Origin of the sequence: Candidatus Phytoplasma asiaticum (assembly GCF_015100165.3) — a bacterium.
Lineage (GTDB): Bacteria > Bacillota_I > Bacilli_A > Acholeplasmatales > Acholeplasmataceae > Phytoplasma > Phytoplasma citri.
Genome location: NZ_CP097206.1, coordinates 597,442 through 614,574, shown reverse-complemented (window position 1 = coordinate 614,574; position 17,133 = coordinate 597,442). Strand labels below are relative to the sequence as shown.

Annotated in this window: 8 protein-coding genes; 6 read left to right on the top strand and 2 right to left on the bottom strand. The window is 22.7% G+C overall.

Annotated elements, in window-relative coordinates:
• Positions 1 to 210: 210 nt before the first annotated feature.
• Both H7686_RS02580 and nrdE read right to left on the bottom strand, forming a co-directional pair.
• Positions 211 to 1,698 (bottom strand): coiled-coil domain-containing protein, encoded by a 1,488-nt coding sequence (locus H7686_RS02580; protein ID WP_444517543.1) that lies wholly within the window; start codon positions 1,696 to 1,698, stop codon positions 211 to 213.
• A gap of 1,013 nt (positions 1,699 to 2,711) precedes the next feature.
• Complete coding sequence (gene nrdE / locus H7686_RS02575; RefSeq protein WP_212304266.1) at positions 2,712 to 5,249, bottom strand: class 1b ribonucleoside-diphosphate reductase subunit alpha; 2,538 nt, start codon at positions 5,247 to 5,249, stop codon at positions 2,712 to 2,714.
• A 3,342-nt stretch (positions 5,250 to 8,591) separates the two neighbouring features.
• Between nrdE and ltrA the strand changes: the two genes are divergently transcribed.
• The 6 genes from ltrA (at position 8,592) to H7686_RS02545 (ending at position 17,128) form a co-directional block, all read left to right on the top strand.
• Positions 8,592 to 10,325, top strand: a complete 1,734-nt coding sequence (ltrA, locus tag H7686_RS02570) for a group II intron reverse transcriptase/maturase (RefSeq protein WP_444517542.1) — start codon at positions 8,592 to 8,594, stop codon at positions 10,323 to 10,325.
• Between the two features lie 1,872 nt (positions 10,326 to 12,197).
• Entirely contained in the window at positions 12,198 to 13,073 is an 876-nt protein-coding gene (locus H7686_RS02565; RefSeq protein WP_193622100.1) for a hypothetical protein, read from the top strand.
• Positions 13,066 to 14,097: a tryptophan--tRNA ligase gene (gene trpS, locus H7686_RS02560; protein WP_193622101.1), complete on the top strand. Its 1,032-nt coding sequence runs from the start codon at positions 13,066 to 13,068 to the stop codon at positions 14,095 to 14,097. The genes H7686_RS02565 and trpS overlap by 8 nt, the downstream gene beginning before the upstream one ends.
• 273 nt (positions 14,098 to 14,370) lie before the next feature.
• Positions 14,371 to 15,120 carry a YitT family protein gene (locus tag H7686_RS02555; protein WP_212304308.1) on the top strand — a complete coding sequence of 250 codons (750 nt, stop codon included), beginning with the start codon at positions 14,371 to 14,373 and terminating at the stop codon, positions 15,118 to 15,120.
• 54 nt (positions 15,121 to 15,174) lie between these two features.
• Positions 15,175 to 16,092 (top strand): tyrosine-type recombinase/integrase, encoded by a 918-nt coding sequence (locus H7686_RS02550; RefSeq protein WP_249175861.1) that lies wholly within the window; start codon positions 15,175 to 15,177, stop codon positions 16,090 to 16,092.
• A gap of 31 nt (positions 16,093 to 16,123) precedes the next feature.
• A complete protein-coding gene (locus H7686_RS02545; protein WP_193622052.1) occupies positions 16,124 to 17,128 on the top strand; it encodes a DNA polymerase III subunit delta in 1,005 nt (334 codons plus the stop codon).
• Positions 17,129 to 17,133: the final 5 nt, after the last annotated feature.

The following is a 17,133-nucleotide window of genomic DNA, read 5'->3' as shown; positions in this document are numbered from 1 at the left end:
GTCGTAAGGGTAAACCTAAATTTGGAATAATTTAGTTAATCGGCTTACCGAGAAAAGAGTTAACGACTCTTATAGGGCGAAAGAAGAAAGTAATTTACTATTTATTCAGTGGCATCAAGAAAGGGATTGATATACTATGTCAACAACGGTTTCAATAGAAACTAAACTTTGGCGAACACGGGATAAAATTCAATATTGTTCATCAAATGGCTACTCTTTAGCAATTTCTTTGTTTTTAGCTATTTCTTTAGCATCTAAATCTGCATTTGCTTTATTTTGTGTGTATATTAATTCTTGTTTTTTTTGGTTTAATTTTTGTTGTATTTTATTGCGTTCTTCGTTTGTAGTTTCTAATTCTCTTTTTGTTTTATCTAAATCTTTGAGGGTATCATCTTGTAATTTTTTTATATGTTTTTTTAACTTCGTTAATTTATCTATTTCATCATTTAATTGAACTCTTATAAAAGAAATATACCACGGATCACTTAGAATTTCAGTCATTTCATTTATATCTACTTCGGAACTGCTCGAAGTCATAGTATAGTAAATTTGCGGAAAAATTTTTTTATCTAAGATTGAATTGCATAAATTTAATAATAATTTTGTGTTTTCGTATTCTTCCTCCAATGATTTCTGAAGATGTTCAATTATTTTATTTTCCGTTGCGTACGGATGTTGATTAAAAATATATTGTAAAAATAAATCTTCATCTGTAATATAAATATATTGTGAAAATAAATTTTCATTTGGAAGATATGTTGGCCTTTTTTGTTTAAGCGATGTTGGGAATGCTTTTTGATATATTAATTCATAATATTTGGCTAATTTGTTTCTTTGTCGAAATTGATTTATTAGTTTTTCTTTTAAAATTAAAATTTTTTCTTTTGGGGAAAGATTAGGACTTATCCATGATAACTTGTTATTCTCATTTTGTATCCAATCCTTAGTATTCATAAAATCATGTTCGAGCAGTTGTAATTTCTGATCAGCTTTAAGTTGTTCGTTCAATATGGTTGTTCTATATTGTGTTTCTGCTAAAACTGTTTTTATAATCATAATGTAAAATAATATATCTGGCATTTGTTTATTGTTTAAAGTTATTTTTATATTTAAAGAATTATCATTAATCATTTTAGGATTTAATTGATTTTTTAAAAAATCAATATATTTTTTCAACCTTTTTTGATTTATTCTATATTCTGTTAATAATTTGTCCGAAAGAACTTTTATTGTTTCTTCTTCTGTAAAATAAGATCTTGTGTAAATTAAATTTTGCATAGATATTATTTCGTCTTGAGGAAGTATATAATAATCGTTATAATCAACTTTTATATGAGCATCTTCTTGTGCTAATACGTAAGCTTTGTGTATTTGATTATTTACTTGAAATTGATTCAATAATCTTTCCTGTAAAATGAAAATTATTTCTTTTAAAGGCAGCTTTGAATCTATTGAAAGTAATTTTTTTTCATCACCCTGCAAATTCTTCATTTGAAATGAGGAACTTATTACATCCATTATATTAATTTTTAGTTTTTCTGAATTATTTATCGGTTTATTAGAAGAAAATAATTTGAATTTTTTAAAATTATTGTCTAATTTAAAAAATATTATTAAAAAAAGATTTAATGACAAAAATAAAATAAAAACTGCAATTAATAATTTAATGATTTTATTTTGTAGATATTTCACCAACATAATAAGAAAACCTTTTTTCCGTTAATTTATCTAAATTTAATCTTTTTTAATTAAAATACTTTTTTATTAAAAAAATAAAATACAAGAAAATCAATATAATTCGTATATAAAAAGATTAATTTTTTATTAAATTTACCAAAAAATAGTTTTATATTATTATCACATTTAAAATTAATTTAAAAAAATTTTAATAATTTTAAAAAATATTTATTAAAACATCGCAATTTTAAATAAAAAAATTTTCATAAAATAAAAAAATAATTATAAAATGAAAAAATATTTTAACAAAATTAAATTTTTTAAATAATAACAAGAACATTGAAATTGAGAAATGAAAAATATCAAATAAATATATAATTGGATTTATCTATATTTAATTATTTATTAAAAAAACCGATCTAAATTAAAATTTAACTAGAATAAAAATATGATTATAAATAAAATAAGTATATCAAGTTTATAAACACTAAATTAATTTTAATTTAACAATATGTAATTAATTTTATCAAATATTAATATTTTCGTCAACATTCAAAAAAGTAATAAAATTTAAAATAATTGTATTTATTAAATAAAAATTTAAAAATAAAACATACAAAAATTATATCTAAAATATTATAAAGCTTTGCTTTTCATATTATTTCTTGATCCGCCGATATAATTAGAAAAGATAATAAGATATCTTTTTTTCATTTGTTTGAGAAACGAAAAAAGATCAACTAAAAAAGTTGATCTTCATTCAAAAGATTATTAATTGTAATACTTTCGGGGTTCAGCACGGATTATTGATAAATTAACTTAATATTTAGGTTTTTTAAGAACCGCTTTGAATTGTATTAATTATTACAAATAAAAAAATTTATATTTTTCTTTTAAGAAATTATTCAATATTATCATTTAACTGTTTATCTCACTTGATAATGATTTAAATAACACAATATTTAAAAATCTTTGTAGTTTCAACACATAATCATTTTCTCCTTAAGAAATATTTTTTTTATCCAAAAAAATAATTAAATAGAACACGCTTCACATTCGGATAATTTTAATTTTCTAGTTCTAGTATAATAAAGAGTTTTTATGCCTTTATAATGAGCATATAAATAAATTTTTTGCAATTCTCTAGTATTCATATCAGAATTAATACATAATTCCAACGAAATACCTTGATCTATATGTTTTTGCGCAACTGCTATAACATTTATTAGTTTAAATTTATCAATTTGATAAGCAGTTTGATACATAAAAGAAAAATCAGACAAATAAGGTGCCGGAAAATAAGTTTTAGAATTTCCATAAGTTCTTTCTTCAACTAATTGTTTAATAGGTGTTAGAGAAGAAGTAGTAGACATAACATATCCAATCGAACCATTAGGGGCTATAGCTAATCTATGTGAATTCCATAAACCATACTTTATAATGTTTTTACGTAATTCATCCCAATCTTCGTTATTAGGTAATTCAATATCTTCAAAAATCTTTTTAATTTTTGGAAGTTTAGGAATAATAGCTTGTCTATTTTCGAAATATTCACCGCTAGCATAAGTTGATTGTTCAAAGTTAAAAAATTTTTGACCTGTTTTTTTCGCTTTCAAATTAGAATGTAACAAAGAATAATAATTAACAGCATTAAAAAAAACATCAATTAATTCTAAGTTTTCTTCGCTACCGAATTCTATCATATTTTCTACTAAAAAACTATGATGACCCATCATGCCAAAACCAACACTCCTATTTAATCGATTAGCTTTACATACTCCTGGAACATAATGAATATTGCTCTTTATAGAAACCGAATTCATCAATTCCATAGCCAAAAAAACAGTCTCTTTAATATTTTTATTTTTAATCATATTACCCATATGACCAGAAGATAAATTACATGAAATATCCATACCAATTATATCTTTATCTCTTTGATCATAAGGGGCGTAATGAGAAGTTAATGAAGGCTGTAAAATTTCTGTGCATAAATTGGAAAATTTAATTTTTCCGCTCGAAGTATTTTGTTTATTGGCATTATCGCAAAACATAATATATGGATAACCCGATTCGCCTTGTAATTGAGCAATTGTTTCTAGTAGATGTCTAGGATTTATAAATTTTTTATCAATGTCAGGATCATTAACCAAAATTTCATACCATTTATTCATTTCAACACTAACATCTGCAAAATTCATTTTATATTTTTTATAAATACTATGAGGATAAAACAAAGCCATCATTTTATTTTCTTTAGCTAAAGAAATCATTTTATCAGATACTACCACACCTAAAGATAACGTTTTTAATCTAATATCATCATCTGCATTTAATTTTTTAGAGTTTAAAAAATCTAAAATATCAGCATGATGAGCGCTTAAATAAATAGCAACAGCTCCTAATCTATGTCCCATTTGATCAGCATAACGAGAAACATAATCTAAAATTTTGGCTACACCAATAACACCTTTACATGCATTAGCAATTCCTTTAATAGATTCACCTTTAGCTCTTAAATTAGATAAATTAATAGAAACTCCTCCGCCTATTTTAGATAATTGCATAGTAAATTCTATAATGCGAGATATATCATTCAAAGAATCTCCGGCCTCTAAAAGAAAACAAGAAACAAATTCTCCTCTTTTTTTAAGCCCGCTGTTTAATAATGTAGGAGTGGCTGGAGTGAAATTTTGTCTAATTAAACTATTAATTAATTGCTTAGCTAATTCGAAATTTCCGGAACTATGATACAAAGCATTAATAACTAAACGATCTTCATAAGTTTCTAAATAATTTTTTTTATCTCTAGTTTTTAAAGAATAATCTTTATAAAATTTATAAGCACTCATAAAAGAATTAAAACGAAAATTATAATCATATGCTATTTTGTAAATTTCTTGAATTTGATCAAAAGAATAAAGTTTTAAAAAATCTTCCTCATAATACTCATTATCAATTAAAAATTTTAATTTATCAGATAAATTATCAAATTTCTTTAATTTAGGCTTAATTTCTTCAGATAAATAACTATCTAAAGCTTCTAAATCTTTATTAAGATCCTTAATATTACCATTTTCATCTATAATTTGATTATTTAAAACGATCCAACGAGAAATCGAATTATTATCACAAAATTTATTTTGATTATTAAAAAAATTTTTACATTTATAATCCAAACTACAACTCACCCCTATATTAATTTCAAATTTATTATAATTTTGAATCCATTCATTTAATTTTTGAACATCTTCATTAAAACCTTTTCCTTCAAATTTCATAATTAAAGGAATACCGAATTCTTTAGAAGCAACATCTCCAGATCTGGCATAATTGAAACCATAATTTTTATTACCGGAAGAAGCTAAACCTATAACTAAATGAGAATATTTTTTCAAAAAATTTCTAGCTTCTTGGGATAATTCCCCGAAACCAACTGTTTTAATTACTAAAATAATTTTATCATTATTATCAACAAATTCTGATATATGTTGATTAGGATAATTTAATTTTTTTACAAAATCATAAATATTACCTTGCTTTAATCCATCATAAACAATTTTCAAAACCATCACCTATTTAATTTTATTTAAAATTCCATTATAATTACAATTTTTTTACTGATCTTATTTGTATAACATAAATAAATTTTTAAACTAAAACAAAAAATAAAACTTAAGTATAAAACTTAAGTAATAAAAAAATAAAAAATTTAAAATTATATTATTTAAATTAAATATCAAAATTATAAATTTAAAGAAAAAAAGAATCAGAAAATTAATTATTTTTTTTTAAAAAATTTTTTAGATAAAAAATAATTTTAAAAAAATTAATTAATAAATTAATACTAATTATTATTATATAAAAATTTTTAAATTTATATTAAAAATAAATAGGATTAAATAAAATTAAAATTTTTAAATAAATAGAATTTAAAGAATTTAAATATATTTAACATATTTTCTATTTTTATATATTTATATATATATTTATTTTTATATATATATATAATTAATTATTTAAATAATTTATAAATACATTTATATATTTATATCTTATGTCTTTATTATTATATAATGTATTTCAAATATTAAAAAAAATTAAATTAAAAAAAATATAGAATTAATCATATATTTTATTATTTAAAGTATCAAACTTATTCAAGTTTTTTTAATACTTATTCAAGTTTTAAAGATACTTATTCAAGTTTTAAAGACACTTATTCAAGTTTTATTAGTCAAATATACCTACTTATTCACAACTTATTCACATTTTGATTTTCAATTTTAATTATTTTTGATAAAAAATCATAAATTTTTTAAAAAATAAATTAAATTAAAATTAAAAATTAATAAAAAAAAGTAAAATTTCGTAAAAATTAACACTTATTCACATTACTTATTCACAAAAAATTTTTTTTTTATCATGTCAAAAATAATGTAAAATTGAGCTTTTTTAAATTTTGACATCAAACTTATTCACATTTTTTTTATCAATTTTTTTAAAATTTCATAAAAAATTTTTTTATTAAATTAATTTTTAAAATTAAAATTTTTAAATAAATAGAATTTTTAATTGGAATCGCGTATAGGTAAATCGAATTCGATTTCTTTTTTAATGAAATCAAATTATAATCAAAAAAGTAGTCCTTTTATTAAAAAAATAAAAAAATGATATTTCAAGAGTATAAAAGGAAAAATTATTCAAAAAAATTACTCCAAATGAAAAAAACCCAATTACTAAATAGTTTTTTTAATGTTTTTATGTTAAAAAAATTTTAAAAAAATATTTTTAATCTGAGAGAGAGATTTTTTAGATAAAATAAAATGAATTTAAATTTTTTAAAAAATTTAAATTCAAAAAAATATTTATTAAAAAGTTCATATTGAGATGCATAAAACAATAGATTTATTTAAAATTAATAGTAAAAAAATAAAAAAATTTTTTATAATTTAGATTTTAGTCGTTTTCAAGAACAAATTAAAAAACTAACCCATGCCAAATTATAGATGTTTCATTGTGGGCGCCAAAGAGGCCTAAATTTCATGCTATCTAACCAATAGCCAGAGCTGATAAACTCTGAAAGGAGATGGTCGGTTTGACAAACGAAAGAATGTCCAATTACAGCAGACCATAAAAGCGGGTTGCGACGAAAGCAAATTAGTCAAAAGGACTTCGCCACCAAATAATTCCATGGAGAAGCCTGGAATGGCCTAAGAAGGAAAATTGATGTAATAGCATAACCTGTCCCGGAAGTTGCTTAAACGGACAGTCCAGAGTCTACTAATACACGACAATGGTATTGAGTAGTTTATCAGATAAAGAAACCTGGAATCAGCCTTCCAAGAAGAAGGATACTTCCCCTAAAGAATTAAGGTCGAAATTCAGTGTAACTTGGAGAATCCTAAAACTAAGTAATTAAATTTACTAATCCGGAGATAAAAGCCCGGATGGTCAAGGATAAAGCATCTTTTTAATAGTCGTAAGGGTAAACCTAAATTTGGAATAATTTAGTTAATCGGCTTACCCAGAAGAGAGTTAATCACTCTTATAGGGCGAAAGAAGAAAGTAATTTACTATTTATTCAATGGTATCAAGGAAGGAGTTGATTTTCAATTTTAATTATTTTTGATAAAAATCATAAATTTTTAAAAAATAAATTAAATTAAAATTAAAAATTAATAAAAAAGTAAAATTTCGTAAAAATTAACACTTATTCACATTACTTATTCACAAAAATTTTTTTATCATGTCAAAAATAATGTAAAATTGAGCTTTTTAAATTTTGACATCAAACTTATTCACATTTTTTTATCAATTTTTTAAAATTTCATAAAAATTTTTTTATTAAATTAATTTTTAAAATTAAAATTTTTAAATAAATAGAATTTTTAATTGGAATCGCGTATAGGTAAATCGAATTCGATTTCTTTTTAATGAAATCAAATTATAATCAAAAAGTAGTCCTTTTATTAAAAAATAAAAAAATGATATTTCAAGAGTATAAAAGGAAAAATTATTCAAAAAATTACTCCAAATGAAAAAACCCAATTACTAAATAGTTTTTAATGTTTTTATGTTAAAAATTTTAAAAAATATTTTTAATCTGAGAGAGATTTTTAGATAAAATAAAATGAATTTAAATTTTTAAAAATTTAAATTCAAAAATATTTATTAAAAAGTTCATATTGAGATGCATAAAACAATAGATTTATTTAAAATTAATAGTAAAAAATAAAAAATTTTTATAATTTAGATTTTAGTCGTTTTCAAGAACAAATTAAAAAACTAACCCATGCCAAATTATAGATGTTTCATTGTGGGCGCCAAAGAGGCCTAAATTTCATGCTATCTAACCAATAGCCAGAGCTGATAAACTCTGAAAGGAGATGGTCGGTTTGACAAACGAAAGAATGTCCAATTACAGCAGACCATAAAAGCGGGTTGCGACGAAAGCAAATTAGTCAAAGGACTTCGCCACCAAATAATTCCATGGAGAAGCCTGGAATGGCCTAAGAAGGAAAATTGATGTAATAGCATAACCTGTCCCGGAAGTTGCTTAAACGGACAGTCCAGAGTCTACTAATACACGACAATGGTATTGAGTAGTTTATCAGATAAAGAAACCTGGAATCAGCCTTCCAAGAAGAAGGATACTTCCCCTAAAGAATTAAGGTCGAAATTCAGTGTAACTTGGAGAATCCTAAAACTAAGTAATTAAATTTACTAATCCGGAGATAAAAGCCCGGATGGTCAAGGATAAAGCATCTTTTTAATAGTCGTAAGGGTAAACCTAAATTTGGAATAATTTAGTTAATCGGCTTACCCAGAAGAGAGTTAATCACTCTTATAGGGCGAAAGAAGAAAGTAATTTACTATTTATTCAATGGTATCAAGGAAGGAGTTGATATATTATGTCAACAACTGTTTCACCCGAAACTAAACTTTCGCGAACATTGAGTAAAATTCAATATCGTTCATCAAACGGTTACTCTCTAAAAAGAGAACTTCAGCAAGGGATGAATAACTTTTATAACACGTTAACAGCATTTAATAAAATTGCCGCTAACAAAGGGGCGGGAACACCGGGCATTGACAATGAAACCATTGATGGGATTAATCTAGAAAGACTAGAAAGATACCATCAGGAATACGTCAATAATGGTTATAACCCCAAACCAGTTAAAAGAATTCTCATTCCTAGTAATAATAAAAGAACTAGACCCTTGGGGCTACCTACTATCAAGGACAGGCTAATACAAAAATGCCTCGAACAACTCTTAACTCCCTATTTTGAAAATATCTTTTCAGAATGGAGCTTTGGATTTAGAACCAAAAAATCTTGCCATGATGCTATCAAACGCGTCAAACAAAGATTTAAAGGGATTGACTACATCGTCAAAATTGACTTAAAAGGCTACTTTGATACCATCAATCACGAAATTCTCATGCGAACCTTAAATCGGTTCATCAAAAAGAGTAAAACTCTCTCAACCATTAACAAATGGCTAAGAGCTGGCTTCATGAAAGATGGAATCAAATACGAATCTTTATCAGGCACTCCTCAAGGAGGAATCATTTCCCCCTTACTGGCGAATGTATATTTACATTACATGGACCTGAAAATGGAGGAACTGATTAAAGAAGGAAAACCAATTAGGAAAGGGAATCCGGAATATGGGAAAGCATGGCGTAAAAACCAGCACCATAGATTGGGGATTGATAGAGATATTAATCAAAATCCAAAACCAAGAGTTGAATACATCCGCTACGCTGATGATTTTATCATTGGTGTGAAAGGCGAGTATGACAAAGCTGAAGGGATTAAGAATCAAGTAACGCAATGGTTAGAACAAGATTTGAAACTTACCATTAGTAAGGACAAATCAAAAATTGTGAAAGCCAACAAAGGAACTAGGTTTCTATCCTACATGATTAAGGTTAAACCAACCAATAAAACTCGTGAGAGGAAAACTGCAAAGAATTCCTTAAACGGTAAAGTTCAAATCCAGATTCCCAAAGCGAAAGCCAAGGAATATGGACACGAATATAATTGGTTAAAAGTGGGGAAGGTGAAACACGACGAAACATTAGCGGATAGAGACGAATTAGAGATAATCCGGACCTACAAAGCAATCGTTAGAGGAATTATCCAATACTTTTGTTTGGCTAACAATCTCGGTGTTTTAACCTATCTAAACTATCTAGCGGAATATAGCTGTTTGAAAACGCTGGCAAGAAAACGAAAAACGTCGATTGCCAGAGTTCGAAAGAAACTGAAGACAGGTTCAACTTGGGGTATTTCCTATATTAACAAAGGAAAGACTCAATATGAATCATGGGACGTTTACACTTGGGATAAAATTAAAAAAATGCGTAACTATAAGGGAAATCCGGATATTACCATTAATAGATTTATATTCCGAGGTCGCACGCATCTAACTGACCGTTTGAAAGCGGAATGTTGTGAGAACTGCAATAAAACAACCCAACTTCAAATTCATCACATTGGGACAGTTCGCAATGCGAACCACCAAAGTATCATGAATAAAAGTACCAAGGTATTATGTAAAGATTGCCATCGCAAGATAACCAATCAACAAACACATGATATCAGGAAGAATAGAACGATAAGAATAAATAGCTAATTAACCGCAAGGGATAATTAGTTCTCGCAAGAGGGTAAATTATGGAAAGCCGGATGCTCGGAAACTTGCTTGTCCGGTTTGGACGGGGGCTGATTGTAAATAAAACAGCAAATATAAATCGCTGCATAAAACGCAATTAATCTATCCGTATCGTTTTATGGATTTTCCATAAGTAAAATCTCTGTGGAATAATTATTTAAATAATATTATAAAATTTTAGTGAAATTTAAAAATAATGCGGAAATTATGAAATTAGTTAATAATATCTGTAAATTTAGTATTTTAGATAATAAAAATTCTTTATTTAATAAAAAATAAAATTTATTTTTTAAAAAATTATTTAAAAAAACATCTTTTTAGATCAATTTCCAGTTTTTGCCAAAACATGACAAAATTAAATTAATAAAAGTTTGGCAAAAAATATATTATTATACTATAATAAAAAAGGCTCAATGGATGTTTTGTCAGACTCATCCAAAGGGCTTTACTTTTTTTTAATGGTATATGAATAAAAAAAATAACCTAAATATGTCTAGTCATATTCAGGCTATTTAAAGGATATGTAATTATTAAAAAATTTTTATCAAATTGATTAATATCAAAATCTTAATTATTTGTAAAATATCATTTCGATTAACCTGTAATCGTTCACTTAAGCTAGTAAATGACAAAAAAATAAAATATAGTCTATCCCCCCCTTTTTTTTCGCGCCCCTATGCCAAAACCATTTTAGATAGCAAAACGGCGTTAAATGAAGGATTTTTTGATGTTTTATAAAGCTTATCAATACCAAATTAACAATGTTATCGGTTTAATTATTGTTAGTAATAATTTTTCCTAATTTATCCTAGATTTTTTCGAAAAAATCAAATCAAAGTTATTTTAGTATTAGATAATGATGAGATTGGGCTAAAAAAACCGCCAAAAGATTAATTCAGCAATTAAAACTTTAAAGATCACAAATGACATTTAAAATGATTACCGATGCTGATCGGAAAGATGCTGATGAATTATTAAGGAAATATGGAATAAAAAAAATATCAAGAATTTTATTTAAATTTTTAGGATTTAAGATCAGAAAAATTTCGATGATAAAGTAGTTTATTATCCTGAATCCGAATATAAATATTATTCGGATTAATATAATTTTTATAAACTTGATCGGTTTTAATTAATTGTGCAAAAAAAGATTTTCCGGATTCTATAAAGTAATATAAAGTTTATCATTTATAATTTGTCATAAATGTCCTTCCGCATAATGCATATTCGCTAACATTCAATTACAACCAAAAAAAATATTTCAAAATATTTCTTTCTATTTTTTGAAAAACTTGGGATATTGTAAAGTTTTTAAAAAAATAAACTTCTCATCAATTTTGCAATTATTATCATATTCTTTGAGAGAAAAATCAAATTTACCATTCATAAAATTACAAGGTCGATTGATTAAATTTAAAAAAGCAAAAATTAATTGGTTTTTACTTAAATATTTAAAAATTTTTTATTAATATTAATTTTTTTATTAAAAATAAAATTAAAATAAAAAATTTCAATAAAACAATATACTTATAAATATATATACGTATATTTACATATATATTTGAAAAATAAAAATAAAATATCTAAAAATATTTTAAAATTTTATTATTTAAAAATATTTTTTTAATTATATAATTTAAAAAAAGCAATATTTAAAATAATTAATTGATAATATTGATTAATTAAAATTTATTTTTGTAAAAAAATAAATAAAATATAAAATTTTATTAATTTTTTTTAAAATAATTTTTTTATGTTTGTTTGAAATTTTTTATTTTTTTTAAAAAAAATTAGAAAGGTTTTTTAATTAAATTAAAAACATATTTAATAATTATGATTAAAAATTTAACATTAATAAATACAAAATACCAAAAAAATCCTTTTAATTTATATAATAATAATATTAGAAATAAATTTATTTTTAAATTACTTTTATTTTTAGTAATTTTTACTATTTTTTCCGATATATATATAATTGTTTATTACAAAGTTAATGTTTTTGATATAAAAAAGATTTTTAAACAAATATTTTTTCATTATAGATTTTTTACTAATCAAATGATTTTATCTATTTTGTATATTTTATGCACTTTTTTAGTAGGAATGAAAAATAAAGAAAGACAAAAAAAAATTATTTTAATAGTATTAGTTAATTCTTTATTGACTTTTTTTGTTTATAATATGATCCTTGCTCCGATTTGGAAAAAATATAATGATTTTAATATTTTTTGTAATTATTTGCGACAAAATATTTTTTATAATGAAAATTTTTTTCAAAATATTTATGAAAGTCATTTTTTAAGTATTATTCAACATACTATTATTCCTTTAACTTTTTTTATAATTTTTATTTATTTAAAAATATCTAAGATTAAAATTAAAGAAATTTTTATTTCTTTTATACATCCTTTAATTTATTTATTTTTCTTTTTTTTATGTTTATTGGAGCCTTTAAAAACTTGTTTAGGTGTTCATTGTACATCTAATAAATGTTGGTTTCCTTATGCTAATATTCAATGTGATTATAATCTTCATGAGAATAAAATTTTTGGAGAACCTATTCTAGGAATAAATTATTTTAGTGGAAAAATAGCAGTTTTTATTAGAGAATTTGTTTTATTTATATTATTTGCTGCATTTTTTTATATTATCTTTGAAATTAAAAATAAATCAGTTAAAGCAAAAAAAAGGATTTTAATTTATGAATAGTATATCTTTAATAAAAAAAAAAATTATTATTACTGGTATAAAACCTAGTGGAGATTTGACTTTAGGTAATTGGCTTGGTATTATTCAACCTTTAATATTATTTCAGCAAAAATTTTCTGAACAATATGAATTTTATTTTTTTATTGCTGATTTACATGCTTTAACAACTTTTTCTAAAGAGTTTGACTTAAAACAAGTGATACGTAATATGGCAGCTATTTTGTTATCTTCTGGTTTATCCTTGTCTAAAACTACTTTTTTTCTTCAATCAGATATTTTGGCTCATACTTATTTAAGTTATATTTTAGAATGTAATTCTTATTTGGGGGAGTTGAATAGAATGATTCAATTTAAAGAAAAAAATAAAAAAAACTCTTCCAATTCAAAAGTTTCTCTTTTTACTTATCCTCTTTTAATGGCATCTGACATTTTACTTTATGATGCTGATATAGTTATAGTCGGGAGAGATCAAAAACAACATTTAGAATTGACTCGTGATTTAGCTATTCGTTTTAATTCTTTTTATGGAGATGTTTTTAAAATTCCAGAATTTTTAAATATAGGATATACTATTAATTCTTTGAATAAACCTGATAAAAAAATGAGTAAAAGTAGTTTTTTAGATAAAGATCAAGATAAAGGTTGTATTTTCTTATTAGAAGATTTAGATAATATTAAAACAAAAATTATGCAGGCAGTAACCGATAATATAGGTAAAATAAAATATGATCCTCAAACGCAACCTGGTATCTCGAATTTATTAAAAATTTATGCAGGTTTAAAAGGTATTGAAATTTCTCAAGTAGAATTTTTATTTACTAATTATTCTTATAGAGAATTTAAAATAAAATTAGTATCTTTGGTTTTGGAAAAAATTAAAATTATTCAAAATAATTTTAAAAATGTTATTAATGATTCTATTTTGGAAAATATTTTGTCTAATGGAGCTTTTAAAGCTAACACTATATCTCAACAAAAAATTAATAAAATAAGAGAAATTTTAGGAATTAAATATTCTATTTAATAAATTTTAATAGAATAATATATTAAAATATTTTTTTGATTATTGAAAATTATACATTTTTAACAATCGAAAAATATAAAATTATTTCCAAAATAATAAAAAATAGAAATTAAATAGGAATTTTTTTGGATTTTATATATATTATGATATAATCTACACATATAAATACATTTATAAAGTTTTTTCTTATTTTTATAAAAAAATGGAATTTTGGATTTTATTGCTGTTTGAGTTAGAAAAAAATTAAAAATTAATTAGAAAAGGTTATTTTTTGTGATTAAAAAAGAAGAAAATACCAATATTTTTTTTCAAAGTAAAAAAATTAATTTTAATTTTATTTTAATTAATATTATTTTATGTTTTTTTTATTGTTTAACTGATATTCTTTTTGTTAGTGGTAATTATAAAATAAATTTATATGTTACAGGTGTTCATGGTATTGGTGATGCTATTGCAAAAGTTTTGAAAAGTAATTTTTCTATTTTGCAATATAATTCTTCTTTTGTAGGCTTTTTTGCAGCATTTTTTTATCTTTTAGTGAATTTTATTTTGTTCGTTTTTATTGCTTTTCCTAAATTAGATGGTAAATTTAACATTATTACTTTTTTAAATACTATTTTTATTTTTATTTTTTTAACCATTTTAACTATTTTAATTAATGGTAATAATGGGCTTGTTTTTAATAAAATGCAAAATTTTTTTGGTATTTTTGATTATGAGGGGAAGTTTTGGTTTAGTAATTTTTTGAGAGTCTTTATTGTTTCTTTGGTAACTGGTATTATTGCTGGAATTTGTATTAGAATCGGCGGTTCTACAGGTGGCATAGATATTATTTCTAAATATTTATATATTTATAAAAAAAAAGATATTTCTTTAATTACTTGTATTTTTAATTATTTTATTTCTATTATTGCTACTTTTTTAATTTATACTACAACCAAAGAATTTTATTGGGAATCTATTTTCTTAACTAATTTTGTTAAAATACCTTTAACAACTTTTTTTATGTATTTAATTATTTAAAGTATCAATTAATAATAATTAGAAATTTTAATTAAGGAATTTATTGTGAATATAATGATTGAAAATAATTTAGAAAAATTTAGAATTTATTTGCTAAAAGAGTTATTATTATCACAAAATACTATAAATGCTTATTTAATTGATTCTCGGCAATATTTGAATTTTTTATTTCATATTTTAAAATTAAATTCTCCTAATAAAATACAAAAAAATCACGTTTCTGATTTTCTTAATTATATTTCTAAAAATAACGATCTAAGTAGTAGAACTATAGCGCGTAAGATTATTGTTATTAAAAAAATGCATTTTTTTTGGTTGTTAGAAAAATGTATAAATCGAAATATTGTTGAAAATTGGAAAATTCCTAAAATTACTAGAAAATTACCAATTGTATTATCTTTTGAAGAAATTATTATTTTTTTAAATACAATAAAAAATGATAATTCTTCTTTTATAAGTTTTCGTAATAAATTAATGTTTGAATTAATGTATAGTTCAGGTCTAAGAATATCCGAAATTTTAAATTTAACTTTATCATCTTTATATTTAGAAAAATTGCAGATTTTTATTATTGGCAAAGGTAATAAAGAAAGATTAGTACCTATTACTAAACATGTTGCCAAATTATTTTATTATTATTTAAAAAAAATTAGACCTTCATTAAGTTTATGTCAAGATAAAAATAATGATTGGGTTTTTTTAAATTATCACGGTCTTCGTTTATCTAGACAAGGTTGTTACAAAATTTTTAAAAAAAATATTTTATTATCTAAATTATCTGCGTGTTCTCCTCATACTTTAAGACATTCTTTTGCTACACATTTGTTAGAAAATGGTATGGATTTAAGGATTTTACAAAAAATTTTAGGTCATGAAGATATAACTACTACTCAAATTTATACCCATATTAGTCAAAAACGTCTAAAAAAGATTTATTTAAAATGTCATCCTCGTGCTATCGATTATGATTGATTTTTTTTAGTAATAAGGGGGGCTTTAATAAGTGTTGTCTACTACTTTATTATGTTATAAACAATTATTTTTTTTGGAAAAAAGAAAACAACAAATTATTTCTTTATCTTTCCAGCAAAATTATTCTTTTTGGTTGTTTAAATTCGATGTTATTGAATATTCTAAAATTATTTCTGACCTTAAAAAACATTTATATACTTTTAATTCTTTTTTGAATAAAAAAATTATTTTTATAGAGAATATTTCTGTTTTGTTAGAATTGAAAAATAAAGTAGATTTGTCTTTTTTGTTTAATTTTCTTGAAAAACCTCATCAAAATATTATTTTATTTGTTAGTTTAGATTATAATATCGTTAATTTTATATATTTATATAATAAATTAAAATGTTTCATGCATGTAGAAGAAGTTTTTGCGATTAATAATTCTCGAGATTTGTATAATTATATTTCGAAATCATTTGAAGATGATAATTTTCAAATGTCTTTTAATATAAAATCTATTCTCACTAAAGAATTAATTAATCATTATCGAGGTGATTTATTTTTATTAGAACAAGAAATAAATAAAATAAAATCTTATTATTTCAAGGATAAAACGATTGATGATCCGAAAATAATTAAAGATTTAATTTTTTACGAGCCAAATGAAAATATTTTATCTTTAATTAAATTATTAGTATCTCAAAAAAATTTAGAAAGTTATTTATTATTTATTGATTTGATAAATAAATTTCCAAATTTTTTTCTGTTTTTTTTTCAAATTATTAAAACATTACAAGAATTAATTTTAATTTATTTTTATTCTTTAAAAAATAATAATGTTTCATTAATATCTTCTTGGTGCAAACTTTCTCTGGCTAAAACTTCTTTTTTTTTAAAAGAAATAAATAATTTAAATATGGAATTGGTTTATAAATTATTTTTGTTAAATTTTAAATTTTGTTATAACTTAAAAATCGGTTTTATTCCATTTTCGGAATGTTCAGATGTTTTTGTTAAAAGAATTATTTATAATCAAGATCTAGAGGATTTTTAAATTTA

Coding starts and splice junctions, on each gene's coding strand:
- H7686_RS02565 (WP_193622100.1), top strand. CDS start 12,198: ATGATTAAAAATTTAACATTAATAAATACAAAATACCAAAAAAATCCT.
- H7686_RS02550 (WP_249175861.1), top strand. CDS start 15,175: ATGATTGAAAATAATTTAGAAAAATTTAGAATTTATTTGCTAAAAGAG.
- trpS (WP_193622101.1), top strand. CDS start 13,066: ATGAATAGTATATCTTTAATAAAAAAAAAAATTATTATTACTGGTATA.
- nrdE (WP_212304266.1), bottom strand. CDS start 5,249: ATGGTTTTGAAAATTGTTTATGATGGATTAAAGCAAGGTAATATTTAT.
- ltrA (WP_444517542.1), top strand. CDS start 8,592: ATGTCAACAACTGTTTCACCCGAAACTAAACTTTCGCGAACATTGAGT.
- H7686_RS02580 (WP_444517543.1), bottom strand. CDS start 1,698: ATGTTGGTGAAATATCTACAAAATAAAATCATTAAATTATTAATTGCA.